The organism is Bacteroides sp. 1001302B_160321_D4, assembly GCF_015667765.1.
Classification (GTDB): domain Bacteria; phylum Bacteroidota; class Bacteroidia; order Bacteroidales; family Bacteroidaceae; genus Bacteroides; species Bacteroides xylanisolvens.
On record NZ_JADPLO010000056.1, the window covers coordinates 1 to 23297 of the forward strand.

A 23297-nucleotide genomic window follows, 5' to 3' on the forward strand; every position below is an offset into this window, starting at 1 on the left:
GCGGAATAAGCAGGGTTGTTTGCACCTCCCCAATGACCGAAAGTCGTTCCTCCGTGAGTCATATAGAGACTGAAAGAGATATTCCGGTCGAGCATATCCTTGATGCCCTGTACCATATCTTTTGCAGGACGTGTTTCGTGTTTCCGTCCCCAATGGTCGAACCACCCGCTCCAGAACTCACTACACATCAATGGAGTTTCGGGACGAAGCTCTTTCAGTTTCTTAAACTGCTGGTCGATATTAGCCCCAGTTCCGAAATTCACAGTCCAAATCAAATCGTCGAGTGCATTATTGGTAAAGTTACTGCTCCAGTCACATTGAAACAGAGGCACATCGATAAAACCGGATTCACGTACCAAATCACGCACGGCAGAAACGTATGGTTTATCGGTTCCGTAAGAGCCATACTCGTTCTCCACCTGAACCATGATAATATTTCCTCCTTTATTCACTTGCAACGGAGCCAGTTGTTTGCCGACCTCTTTCATAAAAATACCTACCCGTTCCATATAATAAGGATCAAGCGTGCGCAAGGCTACGTCTTTTTTCTTTAACAGCCACCAGGGAAGTCCTCCCATCTCCCATTCCGCACACACATACGGACCGGGACGGACAATGACGTACATTCCATGTTGCTGCGCAAGTTTACAGAAAGCGGCAATATCATTCTGACCGGAGAAATCGAACTTTCCTTCTTCCTGTTCGTGGATATTCCAGAAAATATAAATGCAAATCGTATTCATTCCCAATGCTTTGCACATCTCTATGCGATGACTCCAGTAAGCCTGTGGGATACGGGTGTAATGCAACTCCGCCGCCTTCACTACAAATGGGTTTCCATCAAGCAGGAATGTGTTCTTGCCCGCCTCAAATTTGTGGGCAGTGGTTTGCGCCTGTGCACTACTAAAGAGAATAACTGTAAAAAGTACCAGTAAAGCAATGATTTTGTTTTTCATGGTTTATTCAAAAATAGAATTTTAATAGTATACGGCAAAGGTAGGCGATTCACCTAAAAAGGAGGGGATAATTATCATTCAAAAAGGGTTAGAAATAAAGCAAAATAGCGCCAATTGACGCTATTTTGCTTTATTTCATTTATTCCCGATCGCAGATATACCTGGCAGAAACATAACCATTAGTCACAAAAGGATTATCCATATCTATTGTTATTGCCCTAAAGATAATAAATAAAACACCAATGGTCAAATAATGATAGTCATAAAACGACCATCATTATTTGACCATTGGCCTATCACTATAAAATCAGTTTTCTTTTGTCAGCAGACTTTCCAATTCTTCCGCGTTCAGACGAAGATAAAATTGTCCGCGATAGGCTACGGAGATACCGCCTGTTTCTTCCGAAACAATAATAGCATGAGCATCCGACTGTTGAGAGATTCCCATTGCTGCGCGATGTCGCAAGCCCAGTTCTTTCGGTATATTCAAATCATGGGATACAGGAAGAATACATCCTGCCGCCTTGATACGTTTTTTGCTGATTACCATTGCGCCATCGTGCAACGGACTATTCTTGAAGAATATATTTTCGATTAAACGTTGGTTGATTGCCGCATCAATCAGTTCGCCCGTACGGACAACTTCATCTAAAGGAACGTTATGCTCTATGACAATCAATGCACCGACTTTTTGCTTCCCCATATTCAAACAAGCCATTACCACCGGCATGATATCGTCATGCTTCAACGACTCTTTTTTCGAACCGTTAAAGAGACGGGCCAGCGCACTGACATGTCGGTGAGATCCCAAAGTCAAGAGGAAACGGCGTATCTCATCCTGAAAAAGAACAATCAACGCGATCACACCCACATTCATCAATGTGTCGAAAATAGAGCCCAACAATTTCATTTCCAGCACTTGCGTCACCACCAGCCAGATCAGGATAAAAACCAGAATTCCGGTGAACACCTTGATAGAACCGGAAGCTTTCATCAATTTGTAGGTATAGTACAAAACAAAAGCTACCAGCAGAATATCGATAAAATCTTTTATGCCAAACTCAAAAAACATGCACCCTCCTCTTATTTGTCATATCCACTCTCTATTTTTAATTTCTCTGTGATCCGGACAGCTTCCACTGCTTCACGTACATCATGCACCCGCAGGATATGCGCTCCTTTCATTAGCGCAACAGTGTCCAATACGGTTGTCCCATTCAATGAATCTTGCGGGGTTCCTCCCAACAATTTATAAATCATTGATTTCCGTGAAACTCCCACTAAAACGGGAAGTTCGAAGATATGAAACTCTTCCAGATGTGCCAATAGTTCATAATTATGTTCCAGTGTCTTTCCGAATCCGAATCCCGGATCGAGAATGATATCTTTCACTCCCAAGTCGCGAAGTTGCTGCACTTTACGGGCGAAATACAGGAAAACATCTTTTATCAGATTATCATAAGACGGTTCTTTCTGCATATTTTGGGGAGTTCCCTGCATGTGCATCATTATATAAGGTACTCCCAAGTCGGCTACTGTCTGAAACATCCGGTGATCCATTTCACCGGCAGCTATGTCATTAATAATAGCCACTCCATATTCTTTCACACATTCTTCCGCCACATCAGCCCGGAAAGTATCAACGGAAATAATGGCTTCGGGATGATTACGATTCAGAATTTCCAAACCGGTACGCAGTCTTCTCATCTCTTCTTCAGCAGAAATATGTTCGGCATTCGGTCGTGAAGAATAGGCTCCTATATCAATTATTGAAGCACCTTCATCAAGTATCTGCCAGGCCCGGGCAGCAATGTCTTCTTCAGTCTGCATCCGGCTGCCGGAATAAAAAGAATCGGGAGTAACATTTAAAATTCCCATCACCTGCGGAGTAGCAAGATCGAGCAACCGCCCTTTTACATTTATATAAATAGGAGATATAGGTTTCATCATTGACAACATTCCTTTTAGATCGCCTACAAATGTAGATAAAAAAAGCAAGTATTCGTACTAAAAAGAAGAAATAAACGTATATTTGCAAACTATAGAAGAACCCGAAAAATTCATACCATGAGCCGATTAACCCTATTTCGCGTAGGATTTCTTTTCCTCATTTTGTTCTTTACCACTACTGCTAAAGCTCAAAAAGAGGCTGAAACTTTCAATGTTGACTCTACTCTCTATGAATATTATCAACGTTGTCAAGAATACTTATTAGAGCCTGTTGTACTTAATATGTCCGACACTTTATTCCGAATGGCCGGCGAACGGCAGGACGAACGGATGCAGGCAGTAGCCATAGCTACTCAACTGGATTATTATTATTTCCAGGGAACCAATGAAGACAGCGTAATCCACTATACCAACAAAGTAAAAGAATTCGCCAAGGCCACTCATCAGCCTAAATACTATTACTTCGCATGGGCTAACAGATTAATTACCTATTACCTAAAAACAAGCAGAACGAACATAGCACTTTATGAAGTGCAAAACATGTTAAAAGAAGCTCAAGAAGAGGATGATAAGACCGGCCTCTCCCGTTGCTATAACATCATGTCGCAAATCTACACCATCAAAAGATTCGATTCGATGGCGTTCGAGTGGCGATTGAAAGAAATCGAGCTGACTGAAAAATACAAGCTCGAAAACTACAACATCTCCCAGACTTATGCCCAGATAGCCAACTATTACATCAACCAGAAAAAGCAAAAAGAAGCATTGGCTGCTGTGGAAAAAGCCATTGCAACTGCCAATTCCTCTACGCAACAAATATCTGCCAAGTTGGAATTCGTAAACTACTACAGCAAGTTCGGCGACTTTCAAGCTGCCGAAAAATTACTGAAGGAGTGTCAGGCAGCGTTTGAACAGGACAAAAGACTGGAGTCTATCAAAAAGAGACTGTATAATATAGAATGTTTATACTACCAGCAGACCAAACAATATCAGAAAGCACTGGAAGCCGCAAAGATGCAGGAAAAAGAAGAACGCCGTTTAAGCGAAAGCATACTTAGCAGCATCCATTACCGCACACAGGGAGAAATCTACCAAAAGATGGGGAATATGAATCTGGCGGTCAAATATCTGCAAATGTACATCAACACGGATGACTCTTTGAAAATAGCCAATGAGCAAGTGGCCAGCAGCGAATTCGCCACCTTATTAAATGTAGAAAAGCTCAATGCCGAAAAGAAAGAACTCATGCTTCAGGCACAAGAGAAGGAGTTGCATAATAAAACAACCTTGATTATTTCATTGATTATTTTATTAGGTATCTTATTCATATTCCTTTATAGAGAAAACTTCCTGAAACGCAAACTGAAAGTTTCGGAAGCCGAACTTAAAATAAGGAATGAAGAACTTATGGTATCGAGGGAAGAATTGCGTAAAGCCAAAGATATAGCGGAGGCAAGCAGCCGGATGAAAACAACGTTTATCCAAAGCATGACGCACGAAATCCGCACACCGCTCAACTCTATCGTAGGCTTCTCGCAGGTATTAAGCGACCATTACAGCAACAGTCCAGAAACACAAGAGTTTGTCAATATCATCAAAAGCAACAGTAACGACTTGCTTCGACTGGTGACTGATGTGCTCACGCTGTCCGAACTGGATCAATACGAACAACTGCCCACTGACCCCGAAACAGACCTTAATGCGATCTGTCAACTTGCATCTGAAGTTGCCAAAGATAACACGCAGAAAGATGTAAAAGTTTTATTCGAACCTGAAAGAGATAGCCTGCTCATACGCAGTAATTCGGAACGTATATCACAAGTATTGAACAACCTGGCACATAATGCCACTAAATTTACGACTCATGGCAGTATTCGCATCGCTTATTCCGTATTGGAAGCTGAAAAGAAAATTGAAATCAGTGTGACCGATACAGGAACAGGCATCCCGAAAGACCAACAGGAAGCGGTATTTGAACGTTTCTACAAAATGAATTCTTTCACGCAGGGCACCGGGCTCGGACTTCCGATATGCCGGAGTATTGCCGAAAAGTTAGGAGGCAGCCTCCGGATCGATACTTCTTATACAGAAGGATGCCGGATGATCCTGACTCTTCCTTTGATATATGCCTAAGCAAAAAACTGCCCGAACTCCCATCAAATCCGAAAGAATAGCCTATCTTTGCAACGTTTTAAATAAAAGATCAGGTTATGAAACTTTCTGCTCTTTACCAGATTTTTCTGGATTGCCAATCAGTAACTACTGATAGCCGGAACTGCCCGGACGGTTCTTTGTTTATCGCCTTGAAAGGTGAGTCGTTCAACGGTAATGCATTTGCCAAATTAGCGCTGGACTCCGGATGCGCGTTTGCCATTATCGATGAAATACAGTATGCCGTAGAAGGCGATCAACGATATATACTTGTAGACGACTGCCTGCAAACCATGCAGCAGCTTGCCAACTATCATCGCCGCCAACTCGGAACGCGAGTGATCGGCATTACGGGCACTAATGGAAAGACAACCACCAAAGAGTTAATTTCCAGCGTTCTCTGCCAAGCCCACAATGTACTTTATACTTTAGGTAATCTCAACAACCACATCGGCGTACCGACTACCCTGCTACGGTTAAAACCGGAACATGACCTTGCCGTCATTGAGATGGGCGCCAACCATCCGGGGGAAATCAAGTTTCTTTGCGGAATAGCCGAACCGGATTATGGGATTATCACTAACGTAGGCAAAGCTCATCTGGAGGGATTCGGTTCTTTCGAAGGAGTTATCAAAACCAAAGGAGAGCTTTATGATTTCCTCCGCAAGAAAGATGCCATCACCTTTATCCATCACGATAACCCCTATTTGATGAATATCTCACAGGGATTGAACCTGATTTCTTATGGAACAGAAGATGATCTCTATGTCAATGGCCGGATTACCGGCAATTCGCCTTATCTTGCTTTCGAATGGAAAGCCGGTAAAGACGGTGAACTCCATCAAGTCTGTACACAGTTGATCGGAGAATATAATTTCCCGAATGCCCTGGCTGCAATCACTATCGGACGTTTCTTCGGAGTGGAAGCAAAGAAGATCGATGAAGCTCTGGCAGAGTATACGCCACAGAACAACCGTTCCCAACTTAAAAAGACGGAAGATAACACGCTTATCATTGACGCATACAACGCAAACCCAACCAGCATGATGGCTGCCTTGCAAAACTTCCAGAACATGACAGTCCCTCACAAGATGCTCATATTAGGAGATATGCGCGAACTGGGTGCTGATAGCCCGGCCGAACACCAGAAAATCGTTGACTACATCAAAGAAAGTGATTTTGAGAAAGTATGGCTCGTGGGAGAACAGTTTGCCGCAAGTGAACATTCTTTTAAAACTTATGCAAATGTGCAGGAAGTTATAAAGGATTTGCAAGAAGATAAACCCAAAGGATATACCATTCTTATTAAAGGTTCCAATGGAATCAAACTTAGTTCAACGGTAGAATTTCTATAAAGCCGGAATGGTAAACTTCAAATGATAAACGGTGAATAATGGTTGACTATATCATATCCATTATTCACCGTTTATTATTTGCCATCGTTCACGGCTTATCGTTCACCTTTGTTGTTCATAGGTTGCCTTTTACTATTTATTTATTTTCATCCTCGGCCGTACGCCATAATAGGCCACTAAACTAGCCAGGATCGCTCCTGTTGTATTGGCCGCAAAATCCAACCAGTCACCACCCCGGTAAGTAGTACAGTATTCCTGCAGCAACTCCACACAACCGCTGAAAAGCACCGGACAAAGGAATGCCCCTACCCACGCATGCCACATGGGAGCATGATCCCTGCGATGTGCACGCAAAAACTCCAGCCACAACATCCCCGACATACCGAAATACATACAAACATGAACCAGTTTGTCTAAATTGGGAATTTCATTCAAATCCGTCTTAGGCGGTTTAAAGAACGACAGATAAATCACTGTCAAAATGATAAAAAGCGAGATAGGATATTTCTTAATATAAGATAGCATATCTAAATAATATTACAATTTTCGTGCAAATATAAGTATCATTTTCTATATTTGCACTTTAACTCGCATATTTTATAACGATTTGTAAGATAAAACAAGATTTATGGCAAAAATTGATAGAGCGAACTTCGGCAGCAAATTAGGGGTCATACTCGCTTCTGCCGGCTCTGCAGTTGGGTTGGGTAATATATGGAGGTTTCCATACGAAACAGGAAATCATGGAGGTGCCGCTTTTATACTGATCTATTTAGGTTGTATCTTTCTCTTGGGACTGCCTATTATGATTGCCGAGTTCCTGATAGGACGCCGATCAAGAGCCAACACTGCAAGAGCGTATCAAACATTAGCTCCGGGAACGCATTGGCGTTGGGTAGGACGCATGGGAGTATTAGCAGGTTTCCTGATACTTAGCTATTATGCAGTAGTAGCAGGGTGGACACTTGAATATATTCTTGAGGCTGCCACCAATGGCTTTGCCGGAAAAAACTCCGGAGAGTTTATCTCTTCTTTCCAACAATTCTCCAGTAGCCCGTGGCGACCGGTCGTATGGTTGGTAGCATTTTTATTGATTACTCATTTCATCATCGTGAAAGGAGTAGAAAAAGGGATTGAAAAGTCTTCGAAGATCATGATGCCTACCTTGTTTATCATTATCCTCATACTGGTAGTTTGTTCGGTCACTCTACCGGGAGCTGGTGCGGGTATTGAATTCCTGCTCAAACCCGACTTTAGCAAAGTGGACGGAAATGTGTTTTTAAGTGCTATGGGACAGGCTTTCTTCTCTTTGAGTCTGGGTATGGGATGCCTTTGCACCTACGCCTCTTATTTCAGTAAAGAAACCAATCTGACTAAAACAGCTTTCAGTGTAGGAATCATTGATACTTTTGTGGCAATACTAGCCGGATTTATCATCTTCCCGGCAGCCTTTTCGGTTGGCATACAACCGGATTCAGGTCCCAGTCTGATCTTTATCACGCTGCCTAATGTATTCCAACAGGCATTTGGCGGAGTTCCCGTACTAGCATACATATTCTCTGTAATGTTCTACGCATTGTTGGCGATGGCTGCTTTAACTTCTACCATTTCTTTGCATGAAGTAGTAACCGCTTATCTTCACGAGGAGTTCAATCTTTCCCGTGGAAAAGCAGCAAGGTTAGTCACCGGCGGTTGTGTCTTTCTCGGAATATTCTGTTCATTATCATTGGGAGTCATGAAAGAATTCACCGTTTTCGGACTGGGAATGTTCGATCTCTTCGACTTCGTAACAGCTAAAATCATGTTACCACTTGGCGGACTGTGTATCTCCCTCTTTACCGGATGGTATCTGGATAAAAAGATTGTATGGTCAGAAATTACCAATGACGGCTCGTTAAAGATACCGGTATACAAGCTTATCATCTTTATATTAAAATATATCGCACCAATCGCCATCTCACTGATATTTATCAATGAACTTGGGCTAATCAAGCTATAATGTGGAAAGACTTCCTTTATTATACTAAAACCGAACGACAAGGCATTATCGTCCTTGTCGTTCTTATTTTAGGAGTATATGCAGCTCCTGAACTCTTTGCCTTTTTCACTCGTACCGAAGATACCGACTGCACAGAGAATGAGAAATCCGATCAAGAGTATAATGACTTTGTTGCCTCTCTCCGGGAAACAAAACCTCACAACAGGTTTGGTCATTCTTTTCCATCAACCCCTCAAAGGGAAATCAAGCTTACGATGTTTGATCCGAACACCGCGGACTCTACTACTTTCCTTTCACTCGGATTACCGTCGTGGATGATAAAGAATATCCTGCACTATCGCCATAAACAAGGCAAATTCCGCCATCCGGAGGATTTTCGGAAGATATACGGACTCACAGAAGAACAATACCAAACTCTTCATCCTTATATCCAAATTACAGAAGATTTCAGTTCGAAAGATAAAGATACAATACGATTATTAACCGTACAAAGCATACAACGAGACACACTTGTGAAATACCAACCGGGAACTGTCGTCAGCCTCAACTCTGCTGATACCACCGAACTTAAAAAGATTCCGGGAGTCGGGAGCAGCATTGCCCGGATGATCGTGAATTACCGCGAACGACTGGGGGGCTTTTGCCGGATAGAGCAGTTACAGGAGATTCATCTAAAAGCAGAAAGACTCCGCCCGTGGTTTTCTATTGACACCCATCAGATATACCGTATCAATTTAAACAAAGCCGGTATGGAACGAATGATGCGTCATCCATATATAAACTACTATCAAGCGAAGGTCATCATAGAATATCGGAAAAAGAAAGGAATCTTAAAAAGTCTGAAGCAATTATCCCTTTATGAGGAGTTCACTCCTATTGATCTTGAACGGATCGAGCCTTACATTTGTTATAATAAATAAAAAAAGATGCATTCCTATCACACCAGACAAGAATGCATCACACACAAACAAAACAAACACTCTACTATCATCTTCACAGACTTCCGTAGAGAAGCGACTATAAATATATAGCTAAAAGATAGAACACTTGCAAGGCTCTACCTTTTTGGTATACATTTTTAGAAGTTAGGTTCTCTAATTAATATTTTTTAATCATACCATCCACCATATGGACTGTCCGGTCCGTGATTTTGGCAAGTCCCTCGTCATGCGTCACTATGACAAAAGTCTGCCCCAGACGGTCCCTCAAATCGAAGAACAGTTGATGTAAATCTTCTTTATTATGTGTGTCCAGACTACCGGATGGTTCGTCTGCCAGAATAACTGCCGGGTCGTTAATCAAAGCCCGCGCTACCGCTACCCGTTGTTTCTCACCTCCCGACAGTTCATTCGGTTTATGAGAAGCCCGGTCAACCAGCCCCATGAAATCCAGAATCTTCGTGGCACGGTCATTTGCCTCTTTGGAAGAAACGCCTGCAATAAGGGCGGGAATCATCACATTTTCCAATGCCGTAAACTCCGGCAACAGTTGATGAAACTGGAAAACAAAACCGATATTCTTATTACGGAACGCAGATAGTTCTTTCTCTTTCATCCGGCTTACTACTGTTCCGTCAATCTGCACCGTACCTGCGTCCGGTTCATCGAGAGTGCCCATGATCTGCAACAAAGTCGTTTTACCGGCACCGCTCGGACCTACGATACTGACAATTTCTCCTTTATTGATTTCCAGATCAATGCCTTTCAACACTTGTAATGAGCCGAAACTCTTCGTTATACCTTCTAGTTTTATCATAATAGCCTTTATAATCGTTTAATGACATATTCAGCCAGATAGCACCCAAACACGGCCGGCATATAACTGACTGTTCCACACGTCGATTTCTTATTCTGTTCATCATCCGTCAGCAACACGGCTTTCGGATCGGCTTGTTCCGTACTGAACACTACCGGAAGTTTCCGTTTCATTCCCATCTTCTGCAAGCGTTTCCGTACCGCCTTGCTCAAACCGCAATGATACGTTTCCCAAAGATCGGCAAAACGAACCTGGGTGATGTCACTCTTCGCTCCTGCCCCCATACTGGAAACAATCTTTATACGACGTTTCATCGCCTCATAAATCAGAAAGCATTTCGGACTGATCGTATCAATAGCATCTACTATAAAATCATATTGATTGGCATCCAACAGTTCCGGTATATTCTCATCTTTCAGGTAGACGGGCAGAACGGTCAATTCGATATCCGGATTTATATCTTTATAACGGGCAGCCAATACTTCCGCTTTCGCCTTTCCCAATGTGGAATGCATGGCCGGCAACTGACGATTCATATTGGTAGGCTGCACTGTATCGGCATCTACAATCGTCATCCGTCCGACTCCTGCGCGGCAGATCATCTCGGCGGCGTAAGCCCCCACTCCACCCAATCCCACGACCAATACGTGCGCGTTCCGGATGCGTTCCATCTTTTCCTCTCCTAACAGGAGTGCTGTTCTCTGTTGCCAGTCGTATTTTTCCATCAGTTTTTCTTTAACCATTTATAGAACCATTTACCCACTTTCTCATAATGTTGAGACTCATTATGCCCGCGAGGATCAGAGAATGACACAATTTCCTGCGGTTCTCCAAACTGATCGGGATAGATGATAATCAAACTATTATTAGAGAAATATTTTCCCAGTTGCGCCGGCAGACGTTCAAAAGAGGTATCGTAAGAGATAGACCCGCGACGGGCAGAAACAACCACCAGCAAGTGGTCATAATTCACCTGTCCTGTCAATAACAGGAGATCTTCCCATTCTTCCAGGATGGAAAATTCTGTCGGGGTACCTGCATGTCTTTTCTTCACCAGTTGCTGAAGGCGCATCAATGTACGCTCATTAGCAAAGAAATGCACCCGACAGCCGAGGATGCTTCCCATACGGCAGAAATGTTCCACCCACTTTGAGAAACCCGATTCATATTCAGCCTTTGGCGGAACAGCAATATTAATTCGACGCAGGGTGTTAACCGGCATCAGGAATTTGGCAATCATCACTTCACGATGCGTACCTTTCAATAGACTTTCAGCCAGATGTCCGAAGAAAGAGTCGACAATATTGGCCTTCCGGTGCAGACCGATCACAATATCCGTAGCTTCATATTCTTTAATCGTATGGATAATCCCCGAAGCAATATTCAAATCATAACGGCTCACCATCGTGACAGGCACATCGGCGGCAGCAGCAATCATGGCAGCCTTCTCCAAATTCCGTTTACCCTGCTGCTCTTTCTTCTCCGAACTGTTATTATCATTAATCACATTCAATGCAACCAATGCATTCTTCTGCTTGGCATCCTTTATCACCAAAGCCAGATTAACCAAATCTTCAATCGTCTCCGGATTAGCGACCGGAATCAGGATCTGCTCCTTATTTATCTGTTTAGCTTCTTCTTCCGCTTGCACATTTTCATCCAGAGCGAAACGGCGGGCCGAACGTTCGGTCACCAAAGAACTGATGACGCAAGTGAAAAGTATCATCACTACCGTGCCGTTCAATACATCATCATTCAACAAGCGTTCTCCATTCTCCATAATAATTTCGTGGCCGATCAGTACTGCTGCCAGTGTAGCCGCAGCCTGCGCATTACTCAAGCCAAATATCATGCTCCGCTCATTCGACTGCATCCGGTATATCTTCTGCGTGATCCAGGCAGCCAACCATTTACTAAAAGTCGCCACTACTGTCATTACAATAGCCACCTTCAATGCTTCACCTCCGGTAAACAGGCTCCTTACATCAATAATCATCCCGACGCCAATCAGGAAATAAGGAATAAACAAGGCATTTCCCACAAACTCCAGGCGGTTCATCAAAGGAGATACATGAGGAATCAAACGATTCAACACCAAGCCTGCCAGAAAAGCACCTAAAATTCCTTCCATTCCCACGAATTCCATCAATCCTCCTCCGAGGAAGACCATTGCCAGCACAAACACAAACTGCATCACGCTGTCATCATACTTCCGGAAGAACCAACGCCCGATACGGGGAAAGAAGAATACAATCAGGAATCCGAGAAAAGCCACTTTTGCCACAAGAAATACCCAGAACCAACCATCAACAGTGCCTTTAAACATACCACCTATGACGGCAAGAATAATCAAAGCAAGGGTGACGGTGACAGCCGTCCCCCCAATGGTTATATTGACGCTGCGCAAACGCGACAATCCATAACGGCTAATAATAGGATAGGCAATCAAGGTATGAGAAGCATACATACTTGCCAATAACACCGCCGTGAGAAAGCCATAACCCAGCATACTCATACTACTCCATATTCCCAACGCCATCGGAATCAGAAAGGTGAGCCAGCCGAACACAACACTTTTCGTCCGGTTTTTCTTAAAGTCCTCCATATCCATTTCGAGCCCGGCAAGAAACATGATATAATATAATCCCACTTTGCCGAAGAGTTCGAAACTGCTGTCACGGTCGAGCACATGAAAGCCGTGTTCGCCAATCAATACACCCGCCAGAATCATGCCTATAATATGAGGTATATGAAGACGTCCGAGGATCATCGGAGCAAAGAGAATGATAATCAATACCAAAAAGAATACCCAAGTCGGGTCGGTAATCGGTAAGGTTAAATTAAAATCAAACAGGTTCATAGGCTGTGGCTTTAGGAATTCAATGCAAAGGAACAAAAAAGTTTGCAGAATCACAATGAATGTCCAGACGTATTATTCAGTAGTCAATTACTCACTTTACTACTTTTCTTCCCCCGCTTACCTATCAAGATCTATTTCATTAGGCACTTTTATTTCGTTCTACTATAGTGTCTCTTGCGTATGACTATAGTTATACGCAAGGGAGACTATAGTTACCCTTACGTTACACTATAGTTAAACGAAGTAATATTAGGCAATAAAGATAATCTTATCAAGCTACGAAACCAATCCGATTCGCATCGCGACGGAGAACGCATCCCTTTTGGTGCATTTATCCGATCCAACAACCACACTTGATTATACGTAAGGTTAAAGAAATCCGCCGAAAAACTGAAATATTTCTCTCAAAAGCGATGTTTATATGCTAAATTGTTATAATTTTGCAGCCAAATCTTTTCTATTCGACAGGAAAGAAATTCAATATTCACAATTTAACAAAAGAAAAAGATGAAAGTAGCTATTGTTGGCGTAAGCGGAGCCGTAGGACAAGAATTCCTGCGCGTGCTCGATGAGAGAAACTTCCCGATGGACGAGTTAGTTTTGTTCGGTTCTAAACGTAGTGCCGGAACAACTTATACTTTCCGCGGTAAACAGATCGAGGTGAAACTCTTACAACACAACGATGACTTTAAAGGGGTAGACATTGCTTTCACTTCTGCCGGTGCAGGAACATCCAAGGAGTTCGAAAAAACAATCACCAAGTATGGTGCTGTGATGATCGACAACTCCAGCGCATTCCGTATGGATGCCGATGTACCTTTGGTTGTGCCTGAAGTAAATGCCGAAGATGCATTGGAACGTCCGCGTGGCGTTATTGCTAACCCGAATTGTACGACTATCCAGATGGTAGTTGCACTGAAAGCCATCGAAAAGCTTTCTCATATAAAAACCGTGCATGTGTCTACCTATCAGGCAGCAAGTGGCGCGGGTGCTGCTGCTATGGACGAATTGTACGAACAATATCGCCAGGTATTGGCAAACGAGCCTGTGACTGTAGAGAAGTTTGCCTATCAGTTGGCTTTCAACCTGATTCCGCAAATTGACGTATTTACAGAAAACGGTTATACGAAAGAGGAAATGAAAATGTATAATGAAACACGTAAGATCATGCATTCTGACGTAAAGGTTAGTGCAACTTGTGTACGTGTTCCTGCATTACGCGCTCACTCTGAAAGTATCTGGATAGAAACAGAACGTCCGATTTCCGTAGAAGAAGCTCGTGAAGCATTCGCTAACGGTGAAGGGCTGGTTCTTCAGGACAATCCGGCAGAAAAAGAATACCCGATGCCGCTGTTCCTGGCAGGTAAAGATCCGGTATACGTAGGCCGTATCCGCAAAGACCTGACAAACGAAAACGGATTGACTTTCTGGATTGTAGGTGACCAGATCAAGAAAGGCGCTGCCCTGAATGCTGTTCAGATTGCCGAATATCTGATTAAAGTAAAAAATATCTAATACAATAGACTGGATATAATATCCGGTCAATGACAGATAAGCCCAATAAATCAACCGGCTTGCAATGTGATAGTGATCGCAATGCAAGCCGTTTTTTTATTTTCTAAATTACCTATTAAAGAAAAGGTACCCATTATTAGGTAAAAGATCCCCAGTTGCAGGTATTAAGATTTGTGAAAATAACTATTTATAGTGATTGATATAAACTTGGTTTTTATCGAATTTTGCACAAAACTTATCTATGAAATATTGTCTTTTTAACATAGCATTCTGGGGGCTGCTATTTTTCAATTTATTTGAGGCCGCAGCTAATTCAAACATCTATACAATCTCGGGACGTGTGACCGAGCCCAAAACGAATTCCCCCTTGCCCGGTGCTTCCATTCTCATTAAAGGCACCTATTTATGGGCTGTATCCAATCAGAAAGGCGAATTCACGATACAAGGAGTGCAGGAGGGAAAATATAATCTGGAAGTTTCTTTTCTGGGTTATGTACCGGCAACAATTCCGGTAAATGTGCACAGTAATATCAAAAACCTACATATAGAACTCAAAGAAAACACGCTTGCACTGGATGATGTAGTCGTTACTGCACAAGCGCCCAAGAATGAGTTAAACACTACGCTCACTATCGGTAATAATGCGCTGGAACATTTGCAGGTATCCAACGTGAGCGATATCTCCGCTCTTCTTCCGGGAGGAAAGACAAAAGTGCCGGATCTTACCACTAATAATATCTTCTCATTACGCGACGGAGGGTCGACAGTCGGTAATGCAGCCTTTGGGACAGCCGTTGAAGTGGATGGGGTACGTATTGGCAATAATGGCTCATTTGGAAATATGAACGGAGCAGATACCCGTAATATCACCGTGGCGGATATTGAATCGGTTGAAGTCATCACCGGAGTACCTTCGGCTGAATACGGGGATTTGAATAGCGGAATGGTCAAGATTCACACCCGGAAAGGGAAAACACCCTGGAACATATTATTGTCCATCAATCCCCGCACCGAACAGGTTTCCTTCTCCAAAGGATTGGATTTAGGAAACGACAAAGGCGTTATCAACATAAACGGAGAATGGACAAAGGCTACCCAAAAGTTGGTATCTCCCTATTCGTCTTATACAAGAAGGGGATTCTCTGCCGGATATAGCAACACTTTCAGCAAAGTGTTCAGATTCGATATCGGTGTTACAGGTAATATCGGAGGAATGAATACCAAAGATGACCCGGATGCCTATTCGGGAGAATACAACAAAGTGAGGGATAACGTATTCCGGGCAAACACTTCACTGGCCTGGCTGCTCAATAAATCGTGGGTCACCAACCTCAAGTTCGACGCATCGGTATACTACAATGACAATAACTCCCATGCACATACTTTCTATTCGTATGCATCGGAACAGCCGGCTGTTCATGCCACGCAAGAAGGATATTTTATGGCAAGCAAACTGCCATATACCTACTTCGCAGATCAGATCATCGACTCCAAAGAACTGGATTATGCCGCATCGTTAAAGTATGAATGGAACAGACGGTTCAAGACTGTAAACAGCAACCTGAAAGCGGGTGTTCAGTGGAAAGCAACAGGGAATGTGGGTGAAGGAGAATATTACAAAGACCCTTCACTGGCTCCGAACGGTTATCGCCCCCGCCCTTACACCGCTTATCCATATATGCATAACGTTTCGCTTTATGCCGAAGAAAGTCTGTCGTTACCAGTGGGAAACACCCTGCTTAGACTGATGGCGGGAGTGCGTTGGGAACATTTGTTTATCAAGGGAACGAACTATAAAAACCTGAATACTCTTTCACCACGTTTCAATGCCAGATGGCAGTTGAACGAACATATCGCTATCCGTGGCGGTTGGGGAATCACTGAAAAGCTTCCCTCTTTCTATACCTTGTACCCCAAACAGGAATACCGGGACATACAGACATTCGGTTTTTCCTATAATAACAATGAATCATCTTATATCTATTACAGCCAGCCCTACACATTACTGCACAATGAGAATCTACGCTGGCAACGGAATCAGAATTCGGAATTGGGCATTGACGTCCATATAGCCCGGACCAGGATTTCGCTAGTCGGTTATTTCAACCGTACCAAGTTACCGTATAAATACACGAGTTCCTATAACCCGTTCTCTTACGATGTTCTCCAATTACCGGAGGGATTCACTATGCCGACTAATCCGCAAATCAATGTGGATAATCAGACGGGAATGGTGTACATACGTGACAATGCATCGAGCTACTGGACTCCTATGGATGTAAAGGTGACCGACCAGACTTTTGTCAAGTCAACCTCTCCCGATAATGGAATGGACGTCATTCGCCGTGGAGCGGAAATGATTGTTGATTTCCCGGAAATAACTCCTATCCGTACGCAATTCCGGTTAGATGCCTCCTATGCTTATACTAAATATATCGACAATTCTTTGTCCTATTATTATCAGAACGGATGGTCGCACACCAGTCTTGCCAACCGCTCCTACCAATATGTAGGTATCTATGCCAATGGCGACAACTTATCGACGACTGCCAACGGTAAACGTACCCACTCATTGGATGCCAATATCACAGCCATCACCCGTATTCCGAAAGCCAGACTGATTATTTCATGCAGACTGGAGGCTTCGCTTGTGAAGCGTTCGCAGAATATCTCCGAATATAAGGGAAAAGAATACGCGTTCAACGTAAGTGAAAGCAGCAATGCCCAAACGGGTGGAAGCATTTATAACGGTGACTCTTATACGGCTATCTGGCCGGTGGCATATCTCGACCTGAACAATGAGATGCATCCTTTCACGTCAGCCGAAGCCGAGAATCCGGAATTCTCTTATCTGATACGCAAATCGGGCAATGCCTACACATTTGCAGCGGATGGATATGATCCTTATTTCTCCGCCAATATCAACATAACCAAAGAGATTGGCGACCATGTGTCTCTTTCTCTCAACGCTATCAATTTCACCAATTCACGGCCGTATGTAAAATCTCATGCAACCGGTGTGAGCGCGCTCTTTACCCCGGATTTCTATTATGGACTTACTTGCCGTATTAAATTTTAAAGATATGAAGCAGTCTATCTACATATTATTACTAACAGTGACCGGCCTCCTTGCAGGATGCACGGATCTTGATAAAGAAAATCCGTACGACGATCAGTTGCACAGCCTGCAAGTGACTGCCGTATACCCGGATGGATACTCGGAATATCTCCGGGAAGGAGTGACCGTAAAGATTGAAGACGTCGACCGTGGAAATTCTTATAAGGCTAAAACCGACAAGAACGGAGTGGCGCAATTCTCTCTGACTAAAGGTATATATCGCGTGCAGGTCAGCGACAAGGACGGACAGGATATTTTCAACGGGCTGGCCGATAATGTGAAACTGACCAGCGGAAACATGGCGTTCAACCTCCCGCTCATCCATTCCAGAGCCGGGGCTATTATTATTAAGGAGATTTATTGCGGAGGATGTACAAAGTTGCCGCTGGAGGGAAACTACCAGTCCGACAAATATATAATCCTGCATAATAACGATTCGGAAGTGCAATATCTCGATAGTTTATGTTTCGGAGCGCTCGATCCTTACAACTCACAAGCTACCAATGTATGGGTAACACAGGATGAAATAACCGGAGCAACCATCTTCCGGGATTTTGCTCCCATCGTTCAGTGCATCTGGCAGTTTGGCGGTACCGGCAAGACTTTCCCGCTTCAACCGGGAGAAGATGCAGTGATTGCCATCAATGGAGCAGTTGACCATGCAGCGCAATACCCGCAATCTGTCAATCTGAACAAACCGGGATATTTTGTCTGCTACAATAACGTTTATTTTCCGAATACGCAGTATCATCCGGCTCCGGGCGATCAGATCACACCGGATCATTATCTGAATGTGGTATTGAAAACCGGACAGGCAAATGCTTACTCGTTCTCTATTTTTTCTCCTGCTACGGTTATCTTTAAAGCTAAGGATACCACGATACAGGACTTTGTTCTAAAAGAGGGAAGTGTGATACAAAAACCGGGAAGTACCACCGACCGGGTGATAGCAGTTCCGCTCGACTGGGTGATTGACGGAGCGGAAGTGTACTACGGTGGTTCCTCCAACAACAAGAAACGTATATCTCCTTCCATCGACGCAGGATATGTCACTCAAAGTGCGACATACAATGGACGCAGCTTATATCGACATGTGGACGAAGAAGCTACGCAGGAAGCAGGTTATGAAGTATTGATGGACACCAACAACTCTTCTACCGATTTTTATGAAAGAGAAAAACAATCTTTGCATGAGTGAGATGAAAAAAATATATATAACAGGTCTTTGGTTACTATGTATAGTGTACGGCGTTTCGGCACAGACTTACGACATTATAGAACGGCGTAATCCCTGGAATGCCGGAGAAAATGTCACAGGTATCAGGATGGATAGCATCTCTTCTTCCTATGCCGAACTGTATGGTAAGAATAACCATGGTGATTTCCACCACTCTTACGAAGCGGAGAAATCATGGAATGCCGGAGCAATAGCCAAGTCTATCACTCATCTGAAAGGGTATTCGCTGACTGGTTCTTTCTCATTCGATCATACTTCCGGTAAGGACATGAGTGGTTCCATGTTTATCCAGCCGGGATTTTATCCGGTAGACATTCTGGAGTTCACCCCCGGACGCAAAGACCTGCAACGATACGCTTTTATGGGCGGTATTGCATCAGATATTGCACCTAACTGGCGATTGGGAGGAAAGGTTGACTTTGCCGCCTCCAACTATTCCAAACGGAAAGACTTGCGACATACCAATTATCGACTGGATTTGAAAGTAGCCCCCAGCGTGATGTATCACTCGGGCGATCTAGCCATTGGTTTTTCTTATATATTCAGCAAAAACAGCGAATCGATCAAGGCGGAAGTAATCGGGACTACCGAAAACTCTTACAACGCCTTCTTGGATAAAGGACTGATGTATGGAGCTTATGAAGCATGGGACGGCAGCGGGATTCATCTAAGCGAATCGGGAATCAACGGCTTTCCGATCAAAGAACTGTCTAACGGGGGAGCACTGCAACTTCAATGGAAGGGATTTTATGGAGATATCGAATATACCTATTCTTCGGGGTCTGCCGGTGAAAGAGATGCTATCTGGTTCAAATTCCCCACTCACCGGATTGCCTCTCATTTGAGTTATCATTTCAAACAGGGAAAGAAAGAGCATTTTCTACGATTGAACCTGCAATGGTCACATTTGGTCAACAACGAGAATGTGATTAATAAGGAGACTGTTAACGGAATAACGACGACTTATATCAACGGCTCCAACCGCATTTTCGAAAGAGATGCTTTCTCGGTCCATCCCGAATATGAATTTATAAGTCCTCGTACAGAAGTTCGTTTGGGAACACATATTTCAACTTTCAAACGACTGACTACCCAGATGTATCCGTATGTAGCGTCGGAAAAGATGCTTTGTACGCAGACTTATGTATCCAGCGTGTTTCATATAGGGAAATTTGACTTAAAGGCAGCCGCTTCCTTTGCCATAGGAAACTCTACCGAGAAAAACAGAGTCGTTGCAACAGATACGGAGCCGGGTGATCCACCTTATCGTCTGACAGATTATTATAATCTGCAGAATGAATATGCTACCGCTCCACAAGCAACGCTTCGTCTCGGTTTACGCTATCATTTCAACCATGGGATCTATGCTGAAGTACAGGGAAGTTATACACGCGGTTTCAACCTTCACTATATAGATGGTTCGAGCCGTTGGAATGAGACTATCAAGTTAGGATATACTTTTTGAGGACCGGGATATGCTTTTTGAAAACAATGAATATATATAAACTAAATTATTAAGCAATGAAAAAGAGTTTAACATTTATCTTTGCAGCAGCACTTTTGGTATCTTGCCAGCAGGAAGAGAACGAAACGCTGACACCTGCCAACAGTCGTATTACTATCTCGCCTGTTATCACACGCGCTACCGAAGTTAACTTTGAGACCGGAGATAAAATTGGCGTTACAATCATCCAAAACGATGACTTCGTATATGCGGAAAATAAACAGATGACATTCAATGACGGAGTATTTGCAGGTGACTTGCTTTGGTATCCGGAAGGAAATGACAAATCGCAGATAGTAGCATACTATCCTTATAGAGAAGGTAATACTCCTACTTCTTTTTCTGTAGAAGCCGATCAGACCACCGGATATGGGGCATCAGACCTTATGGCAGCAAGCAATAAAGATGTACTTCCTACTGTAAATACTATAACAATGAACTTTAAGCATCTGCTTACCAAACTGGTCATTAATGTAACAAAGGAAGTAGAAGCCAACATAACATCCATTGCATTGAAAGGCTCTATCCCGACTGCAACTCTTGATCTGGCTGCCCTTACAGTTACTGCTGACGCGAATGTCGCAGCTACAAACATTACGGCACAGGTTGTTGAAGCGAACAAAACTTACCGCGCCCTCATCGTTCCCCAAACGGTAGCTTTGACGCTCGAAGTAGCAACTTCTGATGGCAAGACCTTGTCGCAGAAACTCACATCTACTACTTTAGCGCAAGGAGGACAATACAGCGTAAACATCCGTGTATTGCCTGACGATATAGAGGTTAAACTTATCGGTGACATCGAAAACTGGACAGATGAAGGTGAAATCGGAGCAGACAATGAGATTCCTTTCGAAGAACATCTCGATGAGAACTATTTCTTATACGATAATGTAAAATATAACACGGTAACTTTGGCAAACGGTACTACGTGGATGGCTGAACCGCTTATCTATCTTCCGAAAGGATATACTCCTTCTACCGATCCTACTGCTGATAGCCATGTTTGGTACCCGTATGAAATCAAAGCTGACGGTGCAACCGTAGCCACAACAGAGGAAAGTGCTATCAAAGAATTAGGTTATCTATATGATTTCCAAGTTGCACTGGGCGGTAAGGAAATTACTGAAAGTAATCTGAACTCTTTTGAAGGAGCGCAAGGTATTTGTCCGAAAGGTTGGCACATACCAACACGTCTGGAATACTTTAATCTGGTAGGAAAAACAACGAATGATGTCGACGGCAAGGTACCGGCTGATGGTGATAAAGCTCTTTTCTATGATGCAGTTTATGACGGCGCCAAAATATCATCACTGAATAATGCAGGATTCAATTACCAATTCTCCGGCGTTCGTATGGCAACAAGCCTTACAGGTGCCGGCAGCTATCAAAAAACGGCAATAGCAGAAGATGCCAATATTCAAACTGCATGGCACGGAAAACCGGCAATGAATTATCTTATGACTTCGACTGCCTTCAAGCCCGTATACAATAGCACCAGCGGACTACTTACCAATATACAGTTCTTTGGATTAATGAGTACAATCAATGCAAAGTATTCGGAAGGCAGATTATCATTATCTTATGTCAGCATTAAAGCCGGTATGCAACTCCGTTGCGTAAGGGATCAAGCTGCCAAAAAGGAGTAGTATTTGTTTCAAGCATGGTTGAAACTCCCCGCCCGTAAGGCGAACTATTAAAAGCTATAAACAAACGAAAAACAGATTACAAACTATATAAAAACGAAGCAATAACAATGAAAACAAAAAAGCTAACAATCGCAATTGCCCTTATGGCAATGACTTTTATCGGAACTTCATGTGGTAACAAACAACAGAAAAGCGCATCAGAAGCGACTACAGAACAGTCTGCATCTTCCGCTTTGGAAATTGATTCTCTCCTTGCCAATGCCGAAAACCTTGCAGGACAAGAAGTAACTATTGAAGGCGTTTGCACACATACCTGCAAACATGGTGCAAAGAAAATCTTCCTGATGGGCAGTGACGATACCCAAGTGATCCGTGTAGAAGCCGGAACATTGGGAGCCTTCGACCCTAAATGCGTGAACTCTATCGTCCGTGTTACCGGAACATTGAAAGAACAACGCATCGACGAAGCCTACCTCCAAAACTGGGAAGCACAACTCAAAGCACAAGCTGCCGAAAAACACGGAACCGGTGAAGCCGGATGCGACTCTGAAAAGAAAGCGCGTGGCGAAACAGCCAACAGTCCCGAAGCCCGCATCGCAGACTTCCGCGCAAAAATAGCCGACCGCAAAGCAGAAACAGGAAAAGAGTATTTATCTTTCTATTTTATGGAAGCCAACTCGTATGAAGTGGAGTAGTACTGTCCGTAAATGGAGTCGGCTCATACACCGTGACCTGTCATTTTTCTTTTCCGGAATGGTATTGATATATGCCATTTCCGGAATTGTAATGAATCACCGTGACACGATTAATCCGAACTTCTCCATCACACGGAAAGAATATAAAATAGCGGAAAAGCTACCGGACAAAGCAGGAATGAGTAAAGAGAAAGTACTTACTCTACTGGAACCGTTGGGAGAAACCGGCAACTATACCAAATTTTACTTCCCGAAAACGGACGTAATGAAAGTCTTCCTGAAAGGCGGTTCCAGCCTTCTGGTAAACGTGAAGACAGGAGAAGCGGTATATGAATCCGTCACCCGTCGCCCGCTTATCGGAGCGATGTCCCGTTTACATTACAATCCGGGACAATGGTGGACTTACTTCGCGGATATTTTCGCTATCGCCCTTATTATCATTACTCTTTCCGGCATTATCATGCTGAAAGGGAACAAGGGCATTATCGGCAGAGGAGGAATAGAACTAATAGTCGGAATCTTGATTCCCATTCTTTTCCTTTTCTTCTTTTGAATC

The 23297-nt window shown here is 43.4% G+C and carries 18 protein-coding genes; 11 read left to right on the top strand and 7 right to left on the bottom strand.

Going from position 1 to position 23297, the window contains the following annotated elements:
• The 3 genes from KFO40_RS19145 to folP all read right to left on the bottom strand — a co-directional run.
• Positions 1-956, bottom strand: a 956-nt coding sequence (locus KFO40_RS19145; RefSeq protein ID WP_162487410.1) for a glycoside hydrolase family 35 protein, incomplete at its 3' end; no start/stop codon positions are given.
• Positions 957-1263: 307 nt separating this feature from the next.
• Positions 1264-2028, bottom strand: coding sequence for a diadenylate cyclase CdaA (gene cdaA, locus KFO40_RS19150; protein WP_004299718.1), 765 nt, complete (start codon positions 2026-2028; stop codon positions 1264-1266).
• Positions 2029-2039: 11 nt separating this feature from the next.
• The gene (gene folP / locus KFO40_RS19155; RefSeq protein ID WP_182019520.1) at positions 2040-2906 is read right to left on the bottom strand and encodes a dihydropteroate synthase; all 867 of its coding nucleotides are present in this window, start codon (positions 2904-2906) and stop codon (positions 2040-2042) included.
• Positions 2907-3023: 117 nt separating this feature from the next.
• Between folP and KFO40_RS19160 the strand changes: the two genes are divergently transcribed.
• Both KFO40_RS19160 and KFO40_RS19165 read left to right on the top strand, forming a co-directional pair.
• Positions 3024-5039, top strand: a complete 2016-nt coding sequence (locus KFO40_RS19160) for a sensor histidine kinase (protein WP_049701743.1) — start codon at positions 3024-3026, stop codon at positions 5037-5039.
• Positions 5040-5116: 77 nt separating this feature from the next.
• Entirely contained in the window at positions 5117-6412 is a 1296-nt protein-coding gene (locus KFO40_RS19165; protein WP_049701742.1) for a UDP-N-acetylmuramoyl-tripeptide--D-alanyl-D-alanine ligase, read from the top strand.
• A gap of 132 nt (positions 6413-6544) precedes the next feature.
• Here the strand turns inward: KFO40_RS19165 and KFO40_RS19170 are convergent, their stop codons facing one another.
• Positions 6545-6937 carry a VanZ family protein gene (locus KFO40_RS19170; RefSeq protein WP_008024391.1) on the bottom strand — a complete coding sequence of 131 codons (393 nt, stop codon included), beginning with the start codon at positions 6935-6937 and terminating at the stop codon, positions 6545-6547.
• Positions 6938-7040: 103 nt separating this feature from the next.
• On the opposite strand from KFO40_RS19170, the gene KFO40_RS19175 reads away from it, so the two are divergent.
• Positions 7041-8411 carry a sodium-dependent transporter gene (locus KFO40_RS19175; protein ID WP_008024389.1) on the top strand — a complete coding sequence of 457 codons (1371 nt, stop codon included), beginning with the start codon at positions 7041-7043 and terminating at the stop codon, positions 8409-8411.
• A complete protein-coding gene (locus tag KFO40_RS19180) occupies positions 8411-9331 on the top strand; it encodes a helix-hairpin-helix domain-containing protein (RefSeq protein WP_074909674.1) in 921 nt (306 codons plus the stop codon). Before KFO40_RS19175 ends, KFO40_RS19180 begins: the two co-directional genes overlap by 1 nt.
• 178 nt (positions 9332-9509) lie before the next feature.
• Here the strand turns inward: KFO40_RS19180 and KFO40_RS19185 are convergent, their stop codons facing one another.
• The 3 genes from KFO40_RS19185 to KFO40_RS19195 are packed head-to-tail and all read right to left on the bottom strand — an operon-like array spanning position 9510 to position 13026.
• Positions 9510-10166 (bottom strand): ABC transporter ATP-binding protein, encoded by a 657-nt coding sequence (locus tag KFO40_RS19185; protein WP_004314881.1) that lies wholly within the window; start codon positions 10164-10166, stop codon positions 9510-9512.
• A gap of 8 nt (positions 10167-10174) precedes the next feature.
• On the bottom strand, positions 10175-10909 hold the full coding sequence (locus tag KFO40_RS19190) for a ThiF family adenylyltransferase (protein WP_008016227.1): 735 nt from the start codon (positions 10907-10909) through the stop codon (positions 10175-10177).
• Positions 10891-13026: a cation:proton antiporter gene (locus tag KFO40_RS19195; protein ID WP_004314883.1), complete on the bottom strand. Its 2136-nt coding sequence runs from the start codon at positions 13024-13026 to the stop codon at positions 10891-10893. Before KFO40_RS19195 ends, KFO40_RS19190 begins: the two co-directional genes overlap by 19 nt.
• A 507-nt stretch (positions 13027-13533) precedes the next feature.
• Between KFO40_RS19195 and KFO40_RS19200 the strand changes: the two genes are divergently transcribed.
• The 7 genes from KFO40_RS19200 (at position 13534) to KFO40_RS19230 (ending at position 23294) form a co-directional block, all read left to right on the top strand.
• Positions 13534-14541 (top strand): aspartate-semialdehyde dehydrogenase, encoded by a 1008-nt coding sequence (locus KFO40_RS19200; RefSeq protein WP_136000004.1) that lies wholly within the window; start codon positions 13534-13536, stop codon positions 14539-14541.
• 241 nt (positions 14542-14782) lie between these two features.
• Positions 14783-17620 carry a TonB-dependent receptor gene (locus KFO40_RS19205; protein WP_015532265.1) on the top strand — a complete coding sequence of 946 codons (2838 nt, stop codon included), beginning with the start codon at positions 14783-14785 and terminating at the stop codon, positions 17618-17620.
• A 4-nt stretch (positions 17621-17624) separates the two neighbouring features.
• Positions 17625-18857, top strand: a complete 1233-nt coding sequence (locus KFO40_RS19210; RefSeq protein ID WP_118407423.1) for a DUF4876 domain-containing protein — start codon at positions 17625-17627, stop codon at positions 18855-18857.
• Complete coding sequence (locus KFO40_RS19215; RefSeq protein ID WP_134985154.1) at positions 18850-20361, top strand: DUF6850 family outer membrane beta-barrel protein; 1512 nt, start codon at positions 18850-18852, stop codon at positions 20359-20361. The genes KFO40_RS19210 and KFO40_RS19215 overlap by 8 nt, the downstream gene beginning before the upstream one ends.
• 56 nt (positions 20362-20417) lie before the next feature.
• Positions 20418-22046, top strand: a complete 1629-nt coding sequence (locus KFO40_RS19220; protein ID WP_211146704.1) for a fimbrillin family protein — start codon at positions 20418-20420, stop codon at positions 22044-22046.
• 107 nt (positions 22047-22153) lie between these two features.
• The gene (locus KFO40_RS19225; RefSeq protein ID WP_008642972.1) at positions 22154-22741 is read left to right on the top strand and encodes a hypothetical protein; all 588 of its coding nucleotides are present in this window, start codon (positions 22154-22156) and stop codon (positions 22739-22741) included.
• Positions 22728-23294: a PepSY-associated TM helix domain-containing protein gene (locus KFO40_RS19230; protein WP_087321566.1), complete on the top strand. Its 567-nt coding sequence runs from the start codon at positions 22728-22730 to the stop codon at positions 23292-23294. Before KFO40_RS19225 ends, KFO40_RS19230 begins: the two co-directional genes overlap by 14 nt.
• Positions 23295-23297 lie beyond the last annotated feature (3 nt).

Coding starts and splice junctions, on each gene's coding strand:
- KFO40_RS19190 (WP_008016227.1), bottom strand. CDS start 10,909: ATGGTTAAAGAAAAACTGATGGAAAAATACGACTGGCAACAGAGAACA.
- KFO40_RS19220 (WP_211146704.1), top strand. CDS start 20,418: ATGAAAAAGAGTTTAACATTTATCTTTGCAGCAGCACTTTTGGTATCT.
- cdaA (WP_004299718.1), bottom strand. CDS start 2,028: ATGTTTTTTGAGTTTGGCATAAAAGATTTTATCGATATTCTGCTGGTA.
- KFO40_RS19205 (WP_015532265.1), top strand. CDS start 14,783: ATGAAATATTGTCTTTTTAACATAGCATTCTGGGGGCTGCTATTTTTC.
- KFO40_RS19160 (WP_049701743.1), top strand. CDS start 3,024: ATGAGCCGATTAACCCTATTTCGCGTAGGATTTCTTTTCCTCATTTTG.
- KFO40_RS19225 (WP_008642972.1), top strand. CDS start 22,154: ATGAAAACAAAAAAGCTAACAATCGCAATTGCCCTTATGGCAATGACT.
- KFO40_RS19185 (WP_004314881.1), bottom strand. CDS start 10,166: ATGATAAAACTAGAAGGTATAACGAAGAGTTTCGGCTCATTACAAGTG.
- KFO40_RS19215 (WP_134985154.1), top strand. CDS start 18,850: ATGAGTGAGATGAAAAAAATATATATAACAGGTCTTTGGTTACTATGT.
- KFO40_RS19175 (WP_008024389.1), top strand. CDS start 7,041: ATGGCAAAAATTGATAGAGCGAACTTCGGCAGCAAATTAGGGGTCATA.
- KFO40_RS19230 (WP_087321566.1), top strand. CDS start 22,728: ATGAAGTGGAGTAGTACTGTCCGTAAATGGAGTCGGCTCATACACCGT.
- KFO40_RS19200 (WP_136000004.1), top strand. CDS start 13,534: ATGAAAGTAGCTATTGTTGGCGTAAGCGGAGCCGTAGGACAAGAATTC.
- folP (WP_182019520.1), bottom strand. CDS start 2,906: ATGATGAAACCTATATCTCCTATTTATATAAATGTAAAAGGGCGGTTG.
- KFO40_RS19165 (WP_049701742.1), top strand. CDS start 5,117: ATGAAACTTTCTGCTCTTTACCAGATTTTTCTGGATTGCCAATCAGTA.
- KFO40_RS19210 (WP_118407423.1), top strand. CDS start 17,625: ATGAAGCAGTCTATCTACATATTATTACTAACAGTGACCGGCCTCCTT.
- KFO40_RS19170 (WP_008024391.1), bottom strand. CDS start 6,937: ATGCTATCTTATATTAAGAAATATCCTATCTCGCTTTTTATCATTTTG.
- KFO40_RS19180 (WP_074909674.1), top strand. CDS start 8,411: ATGTGGAAAGACTTCCTTTATTATACTAAAACCGAACGACAAGGCATT.
- KFO40_RS19195 (WP_004314883.1), bottom strand. CDS start 13,026: ATGAACCTGTTTGATTTTAATTTAACCTTACCGATTACCGACCCGACT.